Here is a 21,400-nt window from a genome sequence, read left to right as displayed (position 1 = left end):
CATGGAAAAGATACTTGAATTAACGGATATAGAAGCTTGGTATGGAGGAATTCAGGCATTAAAAGGAATTAGTTTACATGTTGATAAAGGAGAGATCGTTACCCTCATTGGAAGTAATGGTGCTGGCAAATCGACGACTCTTAAATCTATTAGCGGGCAGGTTCCAATCAAAAAAGGCAGTATTCTTTTTAATGGAAAAGATATTGCTAATGTAGCAGCCCATAAGACAGCCGTTTTAGGGATTTCCCAAGTGCCAGAAGGAAGGCGGATTTTTCCTAAGCTATCTGTACGAGAAAATCTATTAATTGGCGCTTTTGCTGTAAAGGATAAACAATTAATGGAAGCAAGAATGCAAAAAGTATTTGAGTATTTTCCGAGATTAAAAGAAAGAGTCGAGCAAAAAGGAGGAACCATGAGTGGTGGCGAGCAGCAAATGCTGGCAATAGGGCGAGCGCTTATGATGCAGCCAGAAGTACTAATGTTGGATGAACCATCAATGGGACTTGCGCCAATTATTGTCGAGCAAATCTTTGAAATTATTAAAGAACTCAATAACCAAGGAATGACAATTTTATTAGTAGAACAGAATGCCTTTCAAGCATTGCAAATTGCCAGTAGAGGGTATGTCATTCAAACAGGAGAAATTGTATTAGAAGGAACAGGAGCAGAGTTGATTACCAATAAACAAGTGCAGGAAGCTTACTTAGCATAAGGATAGAGAAAAAGGAGAAGGCTTTTTATGAGACCTTCTCCTTTTTTATGACTGAATTAATTATTTAAGAATTTTACACATACTGGTTCTGGTGCTTCTATCTCTGATTGCAATAAAGTTAGTTTTCCAGTAACTGTATCTCTTTCAAATAAAGTAAGGGTATCTGATTGTTCATTGGATGCAAGCAAGAATTGTTCTGTTGGATCTAGAACGAAATCTCTCGGCCAGTTTCCTTCTGTTGAAGTTCTGTCAATAAAGGTTAATTGACCAGTTTCCCCATTTACTTGGAAAATCGCAATTGAATTATGACCGCGATTTCCTGCATAAACATAGTTTCCGTCTGAAGAAAGATGGATAGCACTTCCTTGGCTATTTTCCGTAAAATCAATTGGTAGTGTAGAGATGTATTGTAATTCCTCGAATGCTCCAGTTTCAGCATTAAAAGATAATGCAATGACTTCATTGCTTAATTCTGTCATGACATAAGCAAATTTGCCATTAGGATGGAAGGCAATATGTCTTGGACCACTTCCAGGTTTAACGGATAAACTGCTGACTTCTTCTAGCTTTCCATCAACAAGCTTGTACGTATCTACTCGGTCTGTTCCTAAATCAACAGAAACTGCATATTGATCATTAGGACTGAATCCAGCAAAATGCATATGGGGTTTTTCTTGACGAGCTGGATTTGGGCCTGTCCCTGAATGCTCAATGATAGATGCAGCACTGCTTAATGAGCCATCTGTATGTACCGGATAGGATTCGGCAGTTCCTTTATGATAGTTTGCAGAAAGAACAAGCGTTTTGTCTGCGTTTACACTTACATGGCAAGGAGATGCTCCTTCCGTATATTCGCTGTTAATAAGGGCAAGACTGCCATCTGAATCAATAGTGTAAGCAGAAACGCCGCCTAAAGAGCCTTCTTTACCGACTGCGAATAAATGTTGATTATCGTTTGTAATCGTTAAATAGGTAGGGTTTTCAATTTCAGCCACTAGAGAAACATCTGTGATTTTTTTTGCGTCTGTGTCTAATACAAATGAATAAATACCTTTACTAGTCTTTTTTGTGTATGTGCCAATGTAGCCAGTGAATTTTGTCATAAACAGATCTCCTTTAACATTTTTACAAAATTAATACTATTTATTAATTATAGCACGAGCCTAATCAAAAGGTACAAATTAGAGTCTGTCTATTCAAATAAAAGTACTAGTTAGTACTATTTTCCCCAAATTGCTTTCTTGAAACAAGAGGGAATTTTCAGCTACTTTAAAGGGGAATATTGGAAGAATGAATGCGTTTTGTCGAATTTTTCCTGGATAATAGGAATGTAATAATCTTGTTTTTCCAATATCAGAGGAAACATAACGCTTCTACCGATGAGGGTGGTTTTATCTTATTTTAATTAATAATTATGTTAATTAAGGTGAGGTGAAAAACACTTATCGTTTATTTTTTTAATTTAAAAATAGTACTTATTAGGGGAGATAAACATAGGGTAGTAAGTAGATTAGCATCTTTAAATCTATGAAGTTTCTCTAAAATGCGACTTTTTATATTGTTTAAGAAGTGGGGATATAGTAAGCTAATGGAGAGTAGTGTAAGCTGGAAGCTAAGAAAGGAGTGGGAATATAATTAATAAAAAAGTTAATTTAATGTGGTTAATTAAATGTTAGTATCATCGAAAGGCATCCATATTGTACCCCATTTTACATAAAAAATTTGAACGTTCACTTTGGTTCTGTACACCACGAGACTTCCTATCAAAAAATGTAGATAAGATGGGATTTATTATGGATAGAAATGTATGCGTTTACAAACTAACGCAGTGAAGGGGAGAATGAAACGGTGAAGTGTGTGATAAAAAAATGGCTATTTTTTTTGTTGGTCATAATCGTACTATTTCCATGGCCTTATGAAAAGGAGAAACAGGTAAAGGCAGAAGGCTCTCAAGCTGATTCGATCGAATTTCAGCATGTTTCCGTTCACGACCCGTCCATCATTAAAGGGGATAATGGCTCTTATTATGTTTTTGGATCACATATAGCAGCAGCCAAATCAACGGACTTAATGAATTGGACTTCTCTGGTGACAAGTGAATATCAAACGCCAGAAAATAATCCAATCTATGGGAATTTGTCTGAAAATCTTGCAGAGTCTTTTAAATGGGCAGGGGAAAATGATGCAGATAGCACTGGGGGCTATTCTGTATGGGCTCCTGATATTTTTTGGAATAAAGATTATGCTTGGGATGATGGTTCAAAGGGAGCTTATATGTTGTATTATAGTGTCTCTTCTACCTATATTCGTTCAGCGATAGGCATTGCTGTATCGAAAAATATAGAGGGACCTTATGATTATAGGGATACTATTATATATTCTGGTTTTACCAATTATGAAACGACTGATAATAAGAGTGTGATTAATAAACATTGGGAAAATACGAATATCGCAGAGTTGATTGCAGACGGTACTTTAGATAATGTAAATCCAGATTGGTTTACAAGTGAGGGAAATTATAATAACGCCCTTTATACGAATGCGATTGATGCAAATATTCTCTATGATGAGAATGGAGATTTATGGATGACATATGGTTCCTGGTCAGGTGGAACGTTTATTTTGCCGCTAGATAAGAAAACTGGTGTACCCATTTATCCTAGAAAGGATGGAAAAACCTCGGATGGCAGAATAGTTGATCGATATTTCGGTACGAAGATTGCTGGAGGATATGGAAGATCTGGGGAAGGAACATATGCTGTCTACGATAAGGAAACAGGGTATTACTATCTTTACATTACGTACGGTGGATTAGCTTCTGACGGTGGTTATCAAATGAGGCAGTTCAGATCAAAAAAGATTGATGGACCGTATGAAGACGCATCTGGCAATGCTGCTGTTTTTCCAGAAAGCTTTAATTTAGGTCCAGGAAATTTCCCGAGCAATGATGATCATAAAGAAATTGGGAATAAAATGATGGGAAATTTCTTGTTTAAAAGAGATTTTGGAGAAGAGGGCAGTGGGATAGGAACAGGCTATATGTCACCAGGACATAATTCTTTTTTGATAGAAGAAGAACTTGGCAAAGAGTTTATTGTGACACATGCTCGATTCCCTCAGCAAGGAGAACTGCATCAAGTGCGTGTCCATCAAACCTTTAAAAACAAGGAGAAATGGCCAGTGCCAACTCCATTTCAATATGCGGGTGAAACAATAGAGACTGTGTCTGAGAAAGATATTGTTGGTGATTATAAGTATATCAATCACGGCAAAGAAATTACGGGGAAATTAACAGAATCGCAATGGATTAAATTAAATGCAGATAAGACAGTTTCCGGTGCTGTAAGTGGGACATGGAAGCTATACGATGATTACAGAGTGGAAGTTGAGATAGAAGGGCAAATATATGATGGCGTATTTATTCGTCAATATGATCCTGCGACCGCGAAATGGGTGATGACCTTTAGTGCCATGTCTGGTGAAGGAGTGGTAATTTGGGGGAGTCGTGGGGATAGTAAATCAAACCAAGAAGTGGTAGCAAGTGTGAAAGCGGAACTAATTAAGGCCATTCCGACCGAGGTAATCAAGGATATCTCCTTGCCAACTCAAGCAGCACAAGGTACAGCCATTGTCTGGGTATCTTCACAGCCAGAAATCATTTCCAATGATGGGATTGTAACAAGACCGCCATTTGGTTCTGAAAATGCTGATGTAAAATTAACAGCAACTATTACTTTAGGGGATGCGAAAGAATCATTGTCTGTAATGGTTCATGTATTAGCAGAAGAGGAAGGGAGATTAACTGCCTATTATGACTTTAATGATGGGTTTGCAGATCGATCTGGTAATCAAGCCGATGCAATAGTAACAGGTGATCGCATTCACAATACAGGCGGGGAAGTTACGTTTGCAAAGGGTATTGCAGGGAATGCTGCTAAATTTAACGGAGAATCTGGACTTAAATTGGCAGATGGTTTAATTGCAAGTAATAAGTATTCTCTATCACTTTGGATAAAACCGGAAGAAATCACGGAATTTACAACGACTTTCTTCGGTGCGAGAACAGAGAATAATTGGATTAGTCTTGTGCCGAATGCACAGAATGTGACAAAGGTATGGTCCCATAATGGTGACCAATGGTATGATGCGGTATCTGACTCTATAATCCCCAAAAATGAATGGACACATTTCGGATTTACGGTAAATGAAGGAGAGGCAAAGGTTTACATTAATGGAGAGGAAAAATTTTCTGATGGGAATTTTCCAGATGTCTTTACAACCGTTAATGCCCAATTTAGTTTAGGTGTAAACTATTGGGACATGCCCTTTAAAGGTTTAATGGATGAAGTACGCGTATATGATGGACTTGTTCTTACAGAAACAGAAATCCAATCACTTTTTGAAAATCCAGTAGAAGAAGAGCCAGGAGCAGAAGAGCCGGGAACAGAAAAGCCAGGAACAGAAGAGACGGGAGCAGATAAGTCAGGAGCAGAAAAGCCGGGAACAGATAAGCCAAGTGCTGAAAATCCGCAGACTGACAACACAGGGAAAGCATTACCGAACACTGCAACAAACGAATATAATTGGATAATCGGAGGATTATTCCTATTGGCTGCGGGCTTAAGTATATCCTTAGTTAAACGAAAACGGGCCATGAAAGTGAAATAAATCATGATGGACCACTTAATTTCTGCAGTGATTAAGTGGTTCTTCGTTTTTAGAATGGTAGAGGGGGAAATAAAATACTCTTTCAGCATTATTTCTAGTGAAAAAACTAAAACAAATTAGGTATAAGAACAGGGAAGCCTTTTGATGTTTTTTTTCAGAAAATAATCACAATAGTGACTGTGGAAAAATGGAGAGGTTATCAACTTAATTACTAACAAGATAAATCCTGAAAATAAAGTATTCCACAGGGTTATCCACATTATCAACAGAATTAGGTTTTGGTTATCCACAAAAATGTAAGGGTTTTAAAAAAAGTGGTAGAGAAAGAGAATGAGATGAATCATCTCTTCCTCTAAACGGTTATTTAGTATCTTTTCTATTAGCTGCTCGATCAGCCATTTTGAATTCATGTTGATAGGTTACGGCTTGCATGCTAGATAGTGTGTGTTTTGGTTTTTGCTTTTTCTTCCCTTCCATATCACAACAATCCTTTCCATTTTTTCTACTATGTTCTTTATTCTTCCCTAGTTATATAAAATAGATTCAAAATGCGAAGGTAAATTAATTGAGAGGCAAAAGTATGTCTTTCCACCTTTTATGTGCTACATTTGAAATAGATAAAGTTCGCATTAGATGATTTAGAGAAGGCGAAAAATAGATAATGTGGTGATTGGAATGATTATAAGCAAAATAACAAGACAGAAGGAATTGAATGACCGTTATAATATTTTTACCCTGAAACAGGGAAAAGATGTGTATGCATTTAGCGTCGATGAAACAGTCCTAATTAAATATAAGCTGCGAAAAGGGATGGAGCTAGATTCGCTCTTATTAAATGAAATCCAATATACAGATGAAATAAGAAAAGGATATCATATGGCCGTTCGGTATTTGTCTAAGGTAAAAAGAACGGAAATGGAAGTAAGGAAGCATCTTTCCGCTAAAATGGAAAATGATGCATTGATAGCAGAGGTAATGACAAAATTAAAGGAAATGAAATTCATCGATGATGAAGATTACGCTTTTTCCTATGTTCGCACTCAACGGAATACGACAACCAAAGGAGCAGAAACGATTAAACGAGAATTAAGGGAAAAAGGGATCCAGCGGGAATTAATCGAACGTTCGATGGAGGAGCTTTCCTATGAGGACCAAATGCAAGCAGCGAAGAAAATTGTTGCGAAGTTTTTGGCTGGCAAGAAAAAGGATTCTAAGAAGATTATCATCCAGAAATTAGAGCAGACTCTTGTTAGAAAGGGATATACCTCTGATATTATCCAACAAGTAAAAAGGATGCCGGAGATTGTGGAAATGGATACAGATGAATTAGAAACCGTTCGTATCCATGGGGAGAAGGCAAGAAGAAAATTTGCCAAGTTCACTGGATATGAATTCAAGCAAAAAATGAAGCAGTTCTTATACCGTAAAGGATTCTCTATGGATCTTATCGAACAGTATTTAGACGAAATAGAAAATGAAGACTAATTAGTTATCAGTGTAGTGTTAACAACAAACTTTATTAGAAATGAAAGCTAATTTTTTGCCGATTCTGAGGATTTTTATTAAACTAGTTGGTAGTGGAGGGGAATATAAATGCTGACAAAAAGATATAGCATGATGACAGAACATGAGCTCCGTATGGAAATATCCACTTTAAATGATCAAGCAAAAAAAGCTGAGCAGCTTGGTATGGTTAATGAATATGCTGTTTTAGAAAGAAAAGCAGTTCTTGCCAAATCGTATTTATTAAATCCTAAAGATTATAAAGCTAATGAAATATATGAAATAGAAGGCGATCCAGGAGTTCTTTTTCAAATCGATTATATGAACGGCGTTTTTGCGTGGGGAAAGCGACAAGTAGATGGAAGCCAAGAAGAGGGGATTCCAATCGCATTATTAAAGAAGAAAGCATAAGGAAAAGAGTGGAGGGACCAAAAGATGGTCTCTCCCTCTTTCCTACAGAATAAAGAACTGTTTATTTTTTTGGTTTGCGATGTGAGGAAGCATGCATTCTCTCTTGAGGATGTGTATTGATTGTGCCATTGGCTCTTTTCGAAGCGTATTCTGTTTTTGCTCTCGGTTCTCCCTCAAGCTTAACATCATTTGTATTATCTACATTTCCCATCGTCATACCTCCAAAGAATCAACTAAGTCAAAGGTAATAAACTTCAACTTTGTTTATTACAATGGATAGTATTTGTTAATCACCTGCAATCTATTAGTAAATACAAAAAAAGAAAGAAGGAATAAAATAATGCATGAAGCACAGAAGAAATTAGTGGAGCGGCTGTTGGAGCTTAATTCGTTTATTTCAGTAGGCCAAGCACAAACATGGGTGGAATTATTATGGGAAGATTTTGAGTCAACCTATGCTAAAGCGGGTCGTAAATATCAAGGAGAAGAAGTAACGGAACGAGTTGTTAGTCAGTGGATTGAGAACTACGGTGGAAAGCTTCATGAATTTGTAGCAGAAAACCCAAAATATAAAGAATTCCTTGCAGATGATAAAAAGAAATTGCATTAAAAGAGGTCGACTTTAAAGGTCGACCATTTTTCATGCTAATTGGTTAAAATATCGAGTTTCTTTTTCAGCTTATCTTCACTAAAAATCCAGCCTGTGTAGGAAGTGATGATATTCAAGTTTAGATCGAGATGAACAACGGCGACAAATGGATAGTGTCCATTGCTTCGGTAGCGTAAATCAATGAAGCGGACTTGGTATTGGTCATCCAGCTCGATAACTTCCCACCGAAATACAGGAGAGAAGGATAAGAAAGCAGATAGGTTCTTATCTTTTTGAGCTGCGGTTAGAACTGGTGTATCTGGAACTGGAATACGATGGAATTTATCGTAGATTTCAATTTCGTGCTGATGGGACCTGCCGACATAGAAGGAGTCGTCGGTCATCACAGCGATACGCCAATGGTTATATCTCATGGTTGGCGATAAAATGATTTCCTTTGCATCTGGAATTCTTTTTTTCACATTTATTTTTACCTGCCGTTGTGTAAATACCCGCAGAAGGTAATAGCCAATCAGTACGATATATAAAGTTAAAAAGGTATAGCCAGGATCTGCGCCGAATAACCAGAATAGGATTGCTACAATATGCATGGAGAAAATGATGGGATCAAATGTATTAATAATCCCCAATGCGACCCATTTATTTGTAAAAGGACGTAGAGCCTGCGTTCCATACGCATTAAATATATCGACAAACACATGCAGGAAAACAGCTATAAATGTCCAAAGCCATAAATGGAACAAATTTGCCTCTGGGAAAAGCGGGTACATGACAGCAAGTATAAGTAGGGGCCACAAAAGTACTGCTGGGATGGAGTGTGTCACTCCACGATGGTTGCGTATATAAACGGCATTATTTCTTAATTTTAATACTGTATCGATATCTGGTATTTGTGAGCCGATGATGGTGGCGATTATTACACCTGTAGTTGTTGCAGGATCAGAAGCAACAACTGGGTCTAACGTGGCTAACCCACCAAGTGCAACTCCCATAACAATATGAGTTCCTGTATCCAAAATACCAAACCTCCTTGATTTTCTCTCCGAATTATTTGGATGAAAACACCATAATTACAATAAAAATATCCTTTTCTTTTTTCTTAACAAAAGATACACTACAAACAGTTAATATATTCGCATGATGTAAAAATACGGATAATGTTATTAAATAATAAATAAAGTTGGCAAACAATCGGACAAACGCGTAATTTTATCAAAAAATAGCTCTTCTATTTAAAATGAGGCAAATTTACTTATTTATACTATTGCAATTTAACTTAGCTATTGGTAAGAACGTGAATCATTTTGTGCTACTTTCATTCTATCCCATTCCATCCTATGATGCACACCATGTCCAATAGTAGTAAAAGAAATCTATATATTGTTATTCCCAAAAAAAATTAATAATTAACATCTGGAGGTTAATCGTGACAGATAAGCAAGAAATAATCAAAAATCAAGTGGATGTCGAGCGGTTTAGAGAAGATTTATTGAATTGGTTTATAGAGGAACAAAGGGAGCTGCCATGGAGACAAGATCAAGATCCCTATAAAGTATGGGTATCTGAAATCATGCTTCAGCAAACAAAGGTGGATACGGTTATTCCCTATTTTAACCGATTCATTTCTCAATTTCCAACCATTGAGGCGTTGTCGAAGGCTGAAGAAGAAAAAGTACTGAAGGCCTGGGAAGGATTAGGCTATTATTCAAGAGCGCGTAATTTACATGCTGCTGTTAAGGAAGTGCATGAAAAGTATGGGGGCAAAGTGCCAGATACTCCGAAAGAAATTGCGTCCTTAAAAGGGGTAGGACCGTATACAGCAGGTGCAATTTTGAGTATAGCATATGGGGTTCCAGAACCTGCTGTTGATGGAAATGTAATGAGAGTTTTATCGAGGATTCTCTCGATTTGGGAAGATATTGCCAAACCAAAAACAAGAAAGACATTTGAAGAAGCAGTACGTGTGCTGATCTCGCATGAGAATCCGTCCTTTTTCAATCAAGCACTTATGGAGCTCGGTGCCTTAATCTGTACCCCAACATCTCCTTCGTGCCTGCTTTGTCCAGTAAGAGAGCATTGTCATGCTTTTGAGGATGGGACAGTAACAGAGCTGCCTGTAAAGACAAAAACAAAGAAACAAAAGTCAATTCAGCTTGCGGCAGTCGTTTTAACAGATGAAGAGGGAAGAACATTGATTCATAGGCGCCCGAATACAGGATTGCTGGCAAATCTATGGGAGTTTCCTAATATGGAAATTGTTCAAGTGTTAAAAAGCGAGAAAGCGCAGCTTGAGGAAAAGCTGTTAGAAGACTATCAGGCTAAAGTAGAAGTTGGCGAAATGATTACTAGGATTGAACATGTTTTTTCTCATTTGATCTGGAACATCAATGTATATAGCGGAAAATTAATAGAGTTAAAAGAGGAGAAAGAAGATATCAGAAGAGTAAATGCGGATGAAATTGCACCATTCCCATTCCCTGTGTCTCATCAGAAAATGCTGAAATTTTTACCAGAGCAAGTGAAGAAAGGGTGACCATATGTGGTCATCCTTTCTTATTCATAGCTTACTTCTGTCCCATGTGTATAATCAGCTTCGTTCCTTTTTAACCCGCCTCTATTTTCGATTTCCTCTATGATGCTGCGGTGTATACTGGCACCTTCGCTATTGAGATAAGGGGTCATTTGCTGCAAGGAGTGGTGAAAGTAGGCAAGTTCATCATCTTTCCAATCTGATTTAGCGATCATGGCTAATTTGGTTATATCTCTGCCAACATACATAGGTTATACCTTCCTTTACTTTTACCGTTTTCTCCTCTATTGTGTGGATGTTGATTGCGAACTATGCATGAATAGAGGTAAAATGAGAAGTAAATGGATGGGAAAGGAATTAATAAGAATGACAAACAAAGTAGCATTAATTACAGGCAGCAGTAGAGGAATCGGAAAGGCAACGGCCATTCGCTTAGCCAAACAAGGCTATGATATTGTTATCAACTATGCAAGAAGCAAAAAGGCAGCGCAAGAAACTGCTGACGAAATTACGGCGCTTGGTAGAAAAGTGCTTCTAGTAAAAGCCAATGTTGGAGATGTAGACAAAATAAAGGCGATGTTTGCAGAAGTAAAAGCAGAGTTTGGTCGTTTGGATGTATTTATTAACAACGCTGCATCTGGGGTATTACGACCAATTATGGAATTGGAAGAGTCTCATTGGAATTGGACAATGAATATTAATAGTAAAGCCTTATTATTCTGTGCGCAAGAAGCAGCGAAGCTAATGGATAAAGGTGGAAAAATCGTTAGCATCAGCTCTCTAGGAGCGATTCGCTATTTAGAAAACTATACAACGGTTGGAGTGAGTAAAGCTGCTGTAGAAGCATTAACTAGATATTTAGCGGTTGAATTAGCACCAAAAAATATTGTAGTAAATGCCGTTTCAGGTGGAGCGGTTGATACTGAGGCATTGACACATTTTCCAAACAGAGAAGAGTTGCTTCAAGCGGCAGCTGAAAAAACACCGGCAGGCAGAATGGTGGAAATGGAAGATCTCGTCAATACAGTGATGTTCTTAGTAAGCGATGATGCAAGCATGATAAGAGGACAAACGATTATTGTGGATGGCGGTATTTCGTTGTTAGTATAAGCGGTTTGGCTGGCGGAAAAAGGAGATTTCCTATAAAGGAGAACTCCTTTTTCTTTTTATTGGATTGGATTTTATTGGTAATAAAAAACTTTGGATAGAAACGAAACGTCTGGGACAAATTAATAGGCGTGGAGGTGATATTCATGGCTAAAAAAGCTGGTGCTACACAAAGTGGAACTAACATTCAAGAAGTAAAACAACAAAACGCTCAAGCAGGCCAAGGTCAACAATTTGGTACTGAATTTGCAAGCGAAACAAACGCTTCAGAAGTAAGAAAACAAAATCAACAAGCTGAATCTAGAAAATCTCAAAACACAAGCAAATAATGCAAACAAAGGGCACTTCACTTACGGGAGAGTGCCCTTTGCTTTTGTTATAGAAACTTTTTTATGTTCGACAAAACTTCTTCTTTGTCTACAGAAGTAGTCAAAGGAATTAACATACATACGAAGAAATAGTAAAAGGTAGAGTTAATAGAAAAAGGGCCGTTCCCTTTTTATAAAATGAAACATATAAATCAATACAGTACCTAAAAATGAAGAGTAGGATGTGTTTTTTCATGGATGTATTTAACGGTTTAGTTGGAGAGCAAATGCGAATTATGGAAAAACTGCTCTATTTACAAGGAGAATTAGAAAGATGCGAAGAGATAGAAGAACAACTACAAATTCTCCAAAAAGAAACAGAACTAAAAGAAGTGCAAATAGAAATCAGCAATATGAAGGAAGAGCTAAAGAAAATACAAAAAATCTTTGAATTACAAACAGAAAAAGTCATTAAAGTCTACCAAGAAAATGAGCTGAAACTATCATCTAGTTCATAAAAATATGGAATATTTAAAACCATTGTGTAATTTCAATGGTTCTTTTGTTTTAAATTTACTAGAGAACCGTTATAATAAGAAATAAGAAAAAAGAGGAATCGTACTTTGTTGCCTTAAAGGAAATAATGAATCGCTTTTAGTATGTAACAGGTTACAAAGCGTCCGTAAATAGAAAGTAGGGGAGAAATAAAAATGGGCGTACCTATCGAGGGTGAACCAATACAAATTCACAGTTATAAGCATAATGGGCACATCCATCGAATCTGGGACGAAACAACAATACTTAAAGGGACGCAGAACTTAATTATAGGTGGCAATGATCGTACAATTGTTACGGAATCAGATGGAAGAACGTGGGTAACACGTGAACCGGCAATCTGTTATTTTCATTCCCAACAATGGTTTAATGTCATTGGCATGCTTAGAGAAGATGGCATTCATTATTATTGCAACCTAAGCTCACCGTTTATATACGATGGAGAGGCACTTAAGTATATTGATTATGATTTGGACATCAAAATCTTTCCAGATATGACATTCAATTTATTAGATGAAGATGAATACGAACGTCACCGTCAAGAAATGAAATATCCAGAGGTCATTGATCGTATTTTGAAGACGCAAGTAACGCAATTAATACATTGGATAAGACAAAGAAAAGGTCCCTTTGCACCAGATTTTGTTGATTTGTGGTATGAAAGATACTTAACGTACAGAAGTTAATATGGATGACTGAAAAAAGCATGTTGAATTTCAGCAGGCTTTTTTCTTATGCATTCGCTGCGAATAGTGATAAAATGGTCTATTGTTATTAAAACGATTAAGAGTGACATTATTTTCAAAGATTGATGGCTCGTGGGCTGTTTCGGTTTGGGGGATTGAGTGGATTTTTAGAGAGGATTGATTCTGTGCCCGATTTGGTTTTGAAAGCGAGTCGAAGGGAAAAGAGAAGCGCTCTCCATGCCCGAACCAAAAGAAAAAGTGAAAAAAGGTAACAGAGAGCTCTTCTCTGTGCCCGTTTAGCATCAGCAAAAATCAAAAGCGCACAGATCAGATCAGCCACACTCAACCGTTTACGCGCTATCTTTCACAGTATTTTTAACAGAATGGCGAAAATTAAGTTTTCCAAACACAAAAAAAGGAAAAAGAACAAATGCAACATAGAGAGGGGAGTATATGTGGACAGTATTAAGAGGTATATGACCTTTGTAAAGCCATACCGATGGCAAATCATTGGGACGATCATTATCGGCATTGTGAAATTTGCCATTCCGCTATTAATTCCATTGTTATTAAAATATGTAATTGATGATATTATTAACAATTCAGCCTTAGATCAGGCCACTAAAATGAGCAATCTGTGGACAATCATGATCATTATGACAATTGTTTTTATCGTGGTGAGACCACCGATTGAATACTATCGTCAATATTTCGCTCAATGGACTTCTAATAAAATTCTTTATGATATTAGAGATCAGCTTTTTATGCATCTGCAAAAATTGAGCCTAAAATATTATTCCAATACCCGTGCAGGGGAAGTTATTTCCCGTGTCATAAATGACGTAGAACAAACAAAAAACTTTATTTTAACCGGCTTAATGAATTTATGGCTGGATGCCGTAACGATTTTGATTACAATCGGAATCATGTTCACGATGGATGTAAAGTTAACATTTGTCTCTATTATTTTACTGCCGTTTTACGCGCTTTCCGTTAGCTACTTTTTTGGAAATTTACGTAAATTAACAAGAGAAAGATCCCAAGCTTTAGCAGGCGTACAAAGCTTTCTCCATGAAAGAGTCCAAGGAATTTCGGTTATTAAAAGCTTTGCGACAGAAGATCATGAACAAAAGCATTTCCAAAAGTATAATAATACCTTCTTGGAAAAAGCGGTCAATCATACGAAATGGAATGCGAAAGCGTTCGCTGTCGTCAATACGATTACCGATATTTCTCCATTGATTGTAATTGCCTATTCAGGCTATCAAGTATTGAATGGCGATTTATCGCTAGGAGCGATGATGGCATTTTTTGCTTATATTGAAAGATTATATAATCCATTGAGAAGATTAGTGAATTCTTCTACGACATTAACACAGTCTATCGCATCAATGGACAGGGTGTTTGATTTAATTGATGAAAAATATGATATCCAAGATAAACCAAATGCGGTTCCTTGTACAAATGTAAAAGGAGATATTACCTTTGAAGAAGTGGACTTTGCTTATGAGACAAACGATCCGAAAGTATTAGACAATATTTCCTTACATATTAAACAAGGAGAGACAGTAGCATTTGTTGGGATGAGCGGTGGCGGTAAGTCTTCCTTGATAAGTCTTATTCCAAGATTCTTTGATGTAACAGGAGGAAGAATTCTCTTAGATGGAATAGATATCAGAGATGTGCAAGCACGTTCCTTACGAGATCAAATTGGGATGGTTCTGCAAGAAAATATTCTCTTCAGTGAATCGATTAGGGAAAATATTATGATAGGAAAGCCTAATGCAACTGAAGAGGAAGTAATTGCCGCTGCTAAAGCTGCCAATGCGCATGACTTTATCACCCAGCTTCCAGAAGGGTATGAAACAAAAGTGGGCGAAAGAGGCGTGAAATTAAGCGGCGGCCAGAAGCAAAGAGTAGCAATTGCACGTGTATTCTTGAAAAACCCGCCAATCTTAATTTTGGACGAGGCTACTTCTGCTTTAGACTTGGAAAGTGAACAGTCCATTCAAGAATCATTGGAAGAACTGGCTAAAGACAGAACGACCTTGATTGTGGCCCATCGTCTATCTACGATTACTCATGCCGATCGCATCATTTTAATAGAACATGGAAAAATTATGGAAGATGGTACACATGAGGAACTAATGAAATTGCAAGGTCATTATCACGATCTATTTCAAATTCAGCAATTGGGAAATTAGAGATGAAAAAAAGGATCCAGAAGCAAGTTTCTGGATCCTTTTATATAAAGGATTTTACTCTTCAATCGTTACATCGGCTTCATGCTGATGATGAACTTGAATGGAAGTGATTAATGTATCAAGATGCTCTACATTCTCGTCATATTCAATGATGGCAGAAACAATTTGCATCATATGATATTGCTTTAATTCTTCTTCATTTTCAAGTACGGATGGTTCTGTCTCTTTATAATAAAGCATTAACTCTTGGAAAAGTATGTTTCGATCAAGAGAAATGCTGCCTTCTTCAAAAACAACATTAGGCTTTACTTTTCCAATAAATTTAAGCATGACATGTTCATGATGGTGAATAAGGCAATCAAGCTGCTGTTGAATAATATTTTGAAAATCCTCCGGCAAACTTAATAACTCATTTTCATATCGATGAATCTTTTTCAAGGTTTGAAAAGATTTCTTTAATGTGGCAATCATTTGCCGGTAAATGACTAATTTTCTCGTTTTTAATAAAGTTGTTTTTTTAAAATAATTCCGCTCTTCTTTGTACAGGATATATAACTGATCAATGCGCATTAAACGTTCCGACATTTTATCGATATCGTTCTTTAACAGACTATGTTCTGATGCATGTCTAATGTTTAGGCGGATCCATTTTGTTATTTCCTCACTTAAATCGGAAATTTGATTGTACAATTTATTTTCATACTTAGGTGGTATAAAAATCAGATTGACAGTCGAAGCAGAAAGAATTCCGAGCATTACTGTCGAGAAGCGAATAATTGCAAAGGTAATGAAGTCATCTGTAGGTGATTCCATAATGGCAATCAAGGTAACCACAGATAAAGTAATTGTCTTTTCTAAGTTTAATTTTAAGTTAATTGTAATAACAATGATGGCGGCAAGTCCAATAATAAAAACGTTGTTACCAAAGCTTAATACAAAGATGACTGCGATAATAGCACCAATGATATTGCCTCGTACTTGGTCAATGATCGATAAATAAGAACGATAGACAGTTGGCTGTATAGCAAAAATGGCAGAAATTCCTGCGAAAACAGGAGTTGGTGCATTTAAAAGTTGCGCTAGAAATAAAGCTAACACGATGGCGATTCCTGTTTTCAGAACGCGCGCTCCTAATGTCATAAATAAGTGTTCCTTTCATTTAATCTTTCTAACTATTTTCTTATACCCCTTACTTTTTGCGAAAAACACGAAAAGTAAACACAATAATGTACTATACATTGATTAGATGTGAACTTCAATAGACTGATGACTAATTTTTTCTTTTTTCGAAGGATTTTAAAAAAATGGACATATTGTTGTTAAAATTGAAATGATTTTACATAGTAGGAGAGGTAAAAAACGTAGTAATAGGGTGGTAGTTTTCATTAGTAAAAAAAGGTTCAGCATTTCTCTGAACCTTTTTCTAAACTTAAAACTTATATTCTTCTTTTAATGCAGCGAATGCTTGGTCAACTGCGTGCAGGGTTGCTTCGATGTCTTCTTCTGTATGCGCGATAGTGATGAACCATGCTTCGTATTTGGATGGTGCCAGCATGATTCCTTGTTCTACTAATAGCTTGAAGAAGCGGCCAAACATTTCACTGTCAGTACTTTCTGCTTGTTTGTAGTTGTAGACTTTCTCGGTCGTAAAGAAGACAGTAAGTGCTCCTTTTAGGCGGTTAATAGTAATTGGAACATTATATTTGGCAGCTGCTTCTAAAATGCCATTTTCTAATAATGCGCCTAATTTATCGAGATGATCGTATACGCCTTCTTGCTTTAATACTTCTAGACAAGCGATTCCAGCTTGGATGGAGGCTGGATTTCCAGCATGAGTTCCTGCTTGGTATGCTGGTCCAACTGGTGCCACTTGATCCATGATTTCTTTTCTTCCGCCATAAGCGCCGATTGGAAGACCACCGCCGATTACTTTTCCTAAGGCAGTCAAGTCAGGGTAAACACCTAATAAATCCTGTGCTCCACCGTAAGTAAAGCGGAAAGCAGTAATTACCTCATCATAAATAACAAGTGCGCCTGCTGCATGTGTTAAATCATTAATTCCTTGTAAAAATCCTTCTACTGGTTCAACAATTCCGAAGTTCCCAACGATTGGCTCGACCAGAACAGCGGCTACTTGATCGCCCCATTTATCCAATGCATCTTTATACGCATCTAAATCATTGAAAGGAACCGTGATAACGTCTGCAGCAATTACTGCAGGAACACCGGCAGAATCTGGTGTGCCAAGCGTAGAAGGACCTGAGCCAGCTGCAACAAGCATTGGATCAGAGTGACCATGATAGCATCCAGCGAATTTGATGACTTTATTTCTGCCTGTATACGCGCGAGCAACACGAATGGTTGTCATTACTGCTTCTGTTCCAGAGTTCATAAACCGGATTTTTTCCATGGATGGAATGGCTTCCTGCAGCATTTTCGCGAATTTCACTTCATGCGGAGTTGGTGTTCCGAATAGAAGACCAGTTTCTGCAGCGCGTGTTACTGCCTTTGTAATATGTGGGTGAGCATGTCCTGTAACAATCGGACCGTATGCAGCTAAATAATCGATATATTGATTTCCGTCTACATCAAAGAAGTAAGCACCTTGTCCTCTTTCCATTACGATCGGTGACCCGCCGCCAACCGCCTTATAAGAGCGCGAAGGACTGTTGACACCTCCGACAATAATCTCTAAAGCTTCTTCATGCAATCGTTCTGAATTTGTATGTAACATATAAACCTCCTATAAATCGTATCATTCTATAAAAAATACCTTCCCCCATTTTAGCACTTTTTAAAAGAAGATAAAGGGAAACAGTTTTTTAACCTAAGAGTACCTTTCGTACGTTTTCAATAGGAGAAAGAGATAAACGAATAAATAAGCAAGACAAGCATAGATATTAATGATAGAGGAATTACATTTATGCCAAGGAAGTAAGGAGGTAAGGAAATGTTTTATGTCTTATTAGCACTCATTCTATTTTTTATTGCAATGAGCTTAAAAACACTATTTGTTCCTTACCAGAGAAAAGAAAAATGGGTCTCATTCGAGAATTTTATGTACTTAATCTTTGTCTATATCACCATTATGATTGGCTTTGGTCTAATCTATACATTATTCCAGATGAATGGCATCCCGGTTTATAATGATGGACAGGCACCTTCTTTAAACTATGATTTCTTTCATACACTCCATACAAGTATTTATTTTAGCGGGGTGACTTTATTTTCCGTAGGGTTTGGCGACTTAATGCCAATTGGGATGGGGAGGATGGTTGTCCTTATTGAGGCGTTGATCGGATACACAATTCCCGCTGCTTTTGTAGCACGGGCAGTATTTGATCTGAACAACTAGCAAACTGCTTTTCTTGATTCATAAAAGCATTTTAGGTAGGCTTAAATAAAAAGCAAAGGCGGGATACAATGTCTGTTCATATTGGAGAAGCAGTGCCAGATTTTGAGTTAGAAGCAAATAATGGAGAGAAAATAAAATTATCCGATTATCGAGGAAAGAATGTTGTCTTATATTTTTATCCGAAAGATATGACACCAGGATGTACAACAGAAGCATGTGATTTTCGCGATAATTATGAAGATTTCCAAGGATACAACGCAGTAGTACTAGGAGTCAGCCCTGATCCGATTTCAAGACATCAGAAATTTATCGAAAAGCACGAGCTGCCATTCCCGTTATTAGCGGATGAAAATCATGAAGTAGCGGAAAGCTTTGATGTTTGGAAACTAAAAAAGAATTTTGGAAAAGAGTATATGGGAATTGAAAGATCAACCTTCCTGATCGACAAAGAAGGGAAGCTTGCGATGGAATGGCGCAAAGTAAAAGTCGCTGGCCATGTAGCAGAAATCAAACAAGCTTTAGAAAAAATCGAAGCCTAATTTTTATGGTAGGGACTTTTGTCCACTCATTAAAAGCCGAAGAGCATATTGTATAGTGAGCATATACCTCCTCATATATATGTCGGTGGCCAACGAAAACGTTCGTTGGTCTTTTTTTATGGAGAGAAGGGGGAAATGGATAAAACTTCTGGTGAAAAAAATACGGTTTCATGCATATAATGTAAGCGTATTATCAATAACATCTTAGCATCGACTATTATATAATAGTATTTATTGTTAAATAATCATTATTGTGTTTTCAGATTGTTCATACATCTAGAAAACCGCGCTCTTACAGTAACTGTGTTGACAAAACCCTGCTATTATTAGTACACTATTTATAAACATTATAAAATAAGAATATCTTTTAGAAATGGGGTGCATGTCCGTGGAACATAATGAGTTGCAAGAAGCTCTTGATAAGCTGAAAGAAACAGGAGTGCGCATTACCCCGCAGCGTCATGCGATACTTGAATATTTAATAAGCTCAATGTCACATCCGACTGCCGATGAAATTTATAAAGCACTTGAAGGCAAATTTCCAAATATGAGTGTAGCCACTGTTTATAATAATTTAAGAGTTTTTCGTGAAGTGAATTTAGTAAAGGAACTGACATACGGAGATTCCTCCAGCCGGTTTGATTTTATAACTTCTCATCATTATCATATTATCTGTAAAGAGTGTGGCAAAATAGTTGATTTCCATTATCCAGGACTTGATGAGGTAGAGCAATTTGCCAGCCATGTTTCAGGATTCAAAATCAGCCACCACCGTCTGGAAATTTACGGTACTTGTCCTGATTGTGCTCAAAAAGAAGCGCACTAATGTAGAGAATAGAAGAGGCTGTCTTTTTAAGAGTTGCTTTCGTATAAACGTAGCGAGGGGAAATCTTAAAAAGATATCCTCTTTTTTCTGTTTAATCGTTGAAACGAGACTGAAATATTATATGGCAGAAATGATAGCAAAAAGTAATTCTATTTTTAAACAAGTTATAGTAAGATTTCATGTATGCCTAGATGAGGGCAGGATTTTAAGAGAAAATGTCGAAATAATACGAAACGAATAAAATTATTCATGGAGATGGAGGAATAACGATGGAAGATATTCTTCGTCCTATATATCAAGAAAGAGCTAGCCAGACAAATACATTGGGCGTATTAATCATTGATAAGAAACAAAATGAGATGACCGTGACAGATACTTTTGATACAGTCATGCTAATTATTGTGAAAGAAGCAGAACAGCCTGTTTTTATCAAGCACTATACATATGCAGATAAGAAAGCGGCTCTACATATTGTTACAGAAAAACAATTAAGAAGCTGGATTTTATTAGGGAATAACAAAAGAATTTTTGAATGGATATATAATGGGAGAGTTGTTTTTGATCGCAATGAATTTATTTATCGACTCAAAAATGAGTTAAAAGAATTTCCCGTTAACGAAAGAAAACAAAAAATGGCGCTAGAATTCGCCAAGCTTATTAAACGATATATGGATGGGAAAGCGTTCTTTGAAAATAAACATTATCTGGACGCCTATAATGATATTGTTCATTCCTTACATCATTTAGCTCGATTAGCTGTGATCGAAAATGGATTCCACCCAGAAGTAACGGTATGGAGCCAAGTAAAACAAATGGAGCCAGAAATCTATAAACTATATGTAGAATTAGTAAATAGTGATGAGCCTATTGAAAAGAGACTCGAGCTATTATTCTTAGCAAGTGAATTTTTAATTCATTCAAGAATGAGAACAAGCACAAGCTATATACTCGATATATTAAAAGAAAAAGACGCTTGGACATTTAACGAACTGTTAGAAAAAGAAGAACTGCTTATTTACGCAGTTGATTTAGGAATGTTGATCGAATACTTAATCGATAAGCATTTAATAGAAGTAGTCAACATTTCTACGAAAAGTCCAGGTGTTTATCATCGATGTTATCGTGTTTTAGAAAAAAAATAAAAAAGTTTTAGAAAAAGTGTTGACCATTATCGTAGAATAATGTTATATTAATATCCGTCGCTGAAACAACATGAACTGTTGAAGTAAACGACGGAATAGAATTTCTAAAAAACACTATTGACAATGAATGTTGATAGATGTTATATTAGGAAAGTCGCTTCCTAAGTGACTAACTAAATTGCTCTTTGAAAACTGAACAAACAAACGTCAACAATAATCGTTTTATAACTAACATTATAGAACA

At 36.7% G+C, this 21,400-nt stretch carries 22 protein-coding genes; 15 read left to right on the top strand and 7 right to left on the bottom strand.

Annotation, left to right across the window (positions count from 1 at the left end):
- Window position 1 precedes the first annotated feature (1 nt).
- Entirely contained in the window at window positions 2-712 is a 711-nt protein-coding gene (locus tag NiCM35_RS22095; RefSeq protein WP_095330971.1) for an ABC transporter ATP-binding protein, read from the top strand.
- 56 nt (window positions 713-768) lie between these two features.
- Here the strand turns inward: NiCM35_RS22095 and NiCM35_RS22090 are convergent, their stop codons facing one another.
- A complete protein-coding gene (locus tag NiCM35_RS22090) occupies window positions 769-1,815 on the bottom strand; it encodes a lactonase family protein (RefSeq protein WP_433780768.1) in 1,047 nt (348 codons plus the stop codon).
- 745 nt (window positions 1,816-2,560) lie between these two features.
- Between NiCM35_RS22090 and NiCM35_RS22085 the strand changes: the two genes are divergently transcribed.
- Entirely contained in the window at window positions 2,561-5,380 is a 2,820-nt protein-coding gene (locus tag NiCM35_RS22085; protein WP_433780767.1) for a lipocalin-like domain-containing protein, read from the top strand.
- Window positions 5,381-5,740: 360 nt separating this feature from the next.
- Here the strand turns inward: NiCM35_RS22085 and NiCM35_RS22080 are convergent, their stop codons facing one another.
- A complete protein-coding gene (locus NiCM35_RS22080; protein WP_082138460.1) occupies window positions 5,741-5,857 on the bottom strand; it encodes a YfhE family protein in 117 nt (38 codons plus the stop codon).
- 198 nt (window positions 5,858-6,055) lie between these two features.
- Here NiCM35_RS22080 and recX point away from each other — a divergent pair, with 198 nt between their 5' ends.
- Both recX and NiCM35_RS22070 read left to right on the top strand, forming a co-directional pair.
- Window positions 6,056-6,865, top strand: a complete 810-nt coding sequence (gene recX, locus NiCM35_RS22075; RefSeq protein ID WP_095330977.1) for a recombination regulator RecX — start codon at window positions 6,056-6,058, stop codon at window positions 6,863-6,865.
- A gap of 108 nt (window positions 6,866-6,973) precedes the next feature.
- Window positions 6,974-7,294, top strand: coding sequence for a YfhH family protein (locus NiCM35_RS22070; RefSeq protein WP_047944926.1), 321 nt, complete (start codon window positions 6,974-6,976; stop codon window positions 7,292-7,294).
- 61 nt (window positions 7,295-7,355) lie between these two features.
- On the opposite strand, the gene NiCM35_RS22065 is transcribed toward NiCM35_RS22070, so the two are convergent.
- The gene (locus NiCM35_RS22065) at window positions 7,356-7,505 is read right to left on the bottom strand and encodes a small, acid-soluble spore protein K (protein WP_047944925.1); all 150 of its coding nucleotides are present in this window, start codon (window positions 7,503-7,505) and stop codon (window positions 7,356-7,358) included.
- A gap of 129 nt (window positions 7,506-7,634) precedes the next feature.
- Between NiCM35_RS22065 and NiCM35_RS22060 the strand changes: the two genes are divergently transcribed.
- Window positions 7,635-7,904 (top strand): YfhJ family protein, encoded by a 270-nt coding sequence (locus NiCM35_RS22060; RefSeq protein WP_095330981.1) that lies wholly within the window; start codon window positions 7,635-7,637, stop codon window positions 7,902-7,904.
- A gap of 35 nt (window positions 7,905-7,939) precedes the next feature.
- Here NiCM35_RS22060 and NiCM35_RS22055 read toward each other — a convergent pair whose 3' ends face one another.
- The gene (locus tag NiCM35_RS22055) at window positions 7,940-8,920 is read right to left on the bottom strand and encodes a metal-dependent hydrolase (RefSeq protein ID WP_095330983.1); all 981 of its coding nucleotides are present in this window, start codon (window positions 8,918-8,920) and stop codon (window positions 7,940-7,942) included.
- A gap of 410 nt (window positions 8,921-9,330) precedes the next feature.
- Here NiCM35_RS22055 and mutY point away from each other — a divergent pair, with 410 nt between their 5' ends.
- A complete protein-coding gene (gene mutY, locus NiCM35_RS22050; protein WP_095330985.1) occupies window positions 9,331-10,437 on the top strand; it encodes an A/G-specific adenine glycosylase in 1,107 nt (368 codons plus the stop codon).
- A gap of 20 nt (window positions 10,438-10,457) precedes the next feature.
- On the opposite strand, the gene NiCM35_RS22045 is transcribed toward mutY, so the two are convergent.
- Window positions 10,458-10,682: a mother cell protein YfhS gene (locus NiCM35_RS22045; RefSeq protein WP_095330987.1), complete on the bottom strand. Its 225-nt coding sequence runs from the start codon at window positions 10,680-10,682 to the stop codon at window positions 10,458-10,460.
- Between the two features lie 118 nt (window positions 10,683-10,800).
- Between NiCM35_RS22045 and fabL the strand changes: the two genes are divergently transcribed.
- The 5 genes from fabL to NiCM35_RS22020 all read left to right on the top strand — a co-directional run bounded on the left by fabL (window position 10,801) and on the right by NiCM35_RS22020 (window position 15,294).
- On the top strand, window positions 10,801-11,544 hold the full coding sequence (gene fabL / locus NiCM35_RS22040) for an enoyl-[acyl-carrier-protein] reductase FabL (protein WP_095330999.1): 744 nt from the start codon (window positions 10,801-10,803) through the stop codon (window positions 11,542-11,544).
- Window positions 11,545-11,687: 143 nt separating this feature from the next.
- Window positions 11,688-11,870 carry a gamma-type small acid-soluble spore protein gene (locus tag NiCM35_RS22035; RefSeq protein ID WP_047944917.1) on the top strand — a complete coding sequence of 61 codons (183 nt, stop codon included), beginning with the start codon at window positions 11,688-11,690 and terminating at the stop codon, window positions 11,868-11,870.
- 233 nt (window positions 11,871-12,103) lie between these two features.
- The gene (locus NiCM35_RS22030) at window positions 12,104-12,367 is read left to right on the top strand and encodes a YgaB family protein (protein WP_095330990.1); all 264 of its coding nucleotides are present in this window, start codon (window positions 12,104-12,106) and stop codon (window positions 12,365-12,367) included.
- A 192-nt stretch (window positions 12,368-12,559) separates the two neighbouring features.
- Window positions 12,560-13,090 (top strand): nucleoside tri-diphosphate phosphatase, encoded by a 531-nt coding sequence (gene ntdP, locus NiCM35_RS22025; RefSeq protein ID WP_047944913.1) that lies wholly within the window; start codon window positions 12,560-12,562, stop codon window positions 13,088-13,090.
- 455 nt (window positions 13,091-13,545) lie between these two features.
- A complete protein-coding gene (locus NiCM35_RS22020; protein WP_095330992.1) occupies window positions 13,546-15,294 on the top strand; it encodes an ABC transporter ATP-binding protein in 1,749 nt (582 codons plus the stop codon).
- Between the two features lie 54 nt (window positions 15,295-15,348).
- Here the strand turns inward: NiCM35_RS22020 and NiCM35_RS22015 are convergent, their stop codons facing one another.
- Both NiCM35_RS22015 and NiCM35_RS22010 read right to left on the bottom strand, forming a co-directional pair.
- A complete protein-coding gene (locus NiCM35_RS22015; RefSeq protein WP_095330994.1) occupies window positions 15,349-16,434 on the bottom strand; it encodes an FUSC family protein in 1,086 nt (361 codons plus the stop codon).
- Window positions 16,435-16,723: 289 nt separating this feature from the next.
- Window positions 16,724-18,028 (bottom strand): glutamate-1-semialdehyde 2,1-aminomutase, encoded by a 1,305-nt coding sequence (locus NiCM35_RS22010; protein WP_061800640.1) that lies wholly within the window; start codon window positions 18,026-18,028, stop codon window positions 16,724-16,726.
- A 216-nt stretch (window positions 18,029-18,244) separates the two neighbouring features.
- Between NiCM35_RS22010 and NiCM35_RS22005 the strand changes: the two genes are divergently transcribed.
- The 4 genes from NiCM35_RS22005 (at window position 18,245) to NiCM35_RS21990 (ending at window position 21,156) form a co-directional block, all read left to right on the top strand.
- Window positions 18,245-18,649, top strand: a complete 405-nt coding sequence (locus NiCM35_RS22005) for an ion channel (protein ID WP_095330996.1) — start codon at window positions 18,245-18,247, stop codon at window positions 18,647-18,649.
- A gap of 68 nt (window positions 18,650-18,717) precedes the next feature.
- Entirely contained in the window at window positions 18,718-19,188 is a 471-nt protein-coding gene (bcp, locus tag NiCM35_RS22000) for a thioredoxin-dependent thiol peroxidase (protein ID WP_095330998.1), read from the top strand.
- Window positions 19,189-19,570: 382 nt separating this feature from the next.
- The gene (gene perR, locus NiCM35_RS21995) at window positions 19,571-20,014 is read left to right on the top strand and encodes a peroxide-responsive transcriptional repressor PerR (RefSeq protein ID WP_016202777.1); all 444 of its coding nucleotides are present in this window, start codon (window positions 19,571-19,573) and stop codon (window positions 20,012-20,014) included.
- 269 nt (window positions 20,015-20,283) lie between these two features.
- Entirely contained in the window at window positions 20,284-21,156 is an 873-nt protein-coding gene (locus NiCM35_RS21990) for a nucleotidyltransferase-like protein (protein WP_047944904.1), read from the top strand.
- Window positions 21,157-21,400 lie beyond the last annotated feature (244 nt).

The sequence above is a fragment of the Niallia sp. M35 genome, from assembly GCF_050971705.1.
Lineage (GTDB): Bacteria > Bacillota > Bacilli > Bacillales > Cytobacillaceae > Niallia > Niallia circulans_A.
The sequence above is the reverse complement of the archived record's forward strand: the minus strand, read 5'-3'. Positions and strand labels throughout refer to the sequence as shown.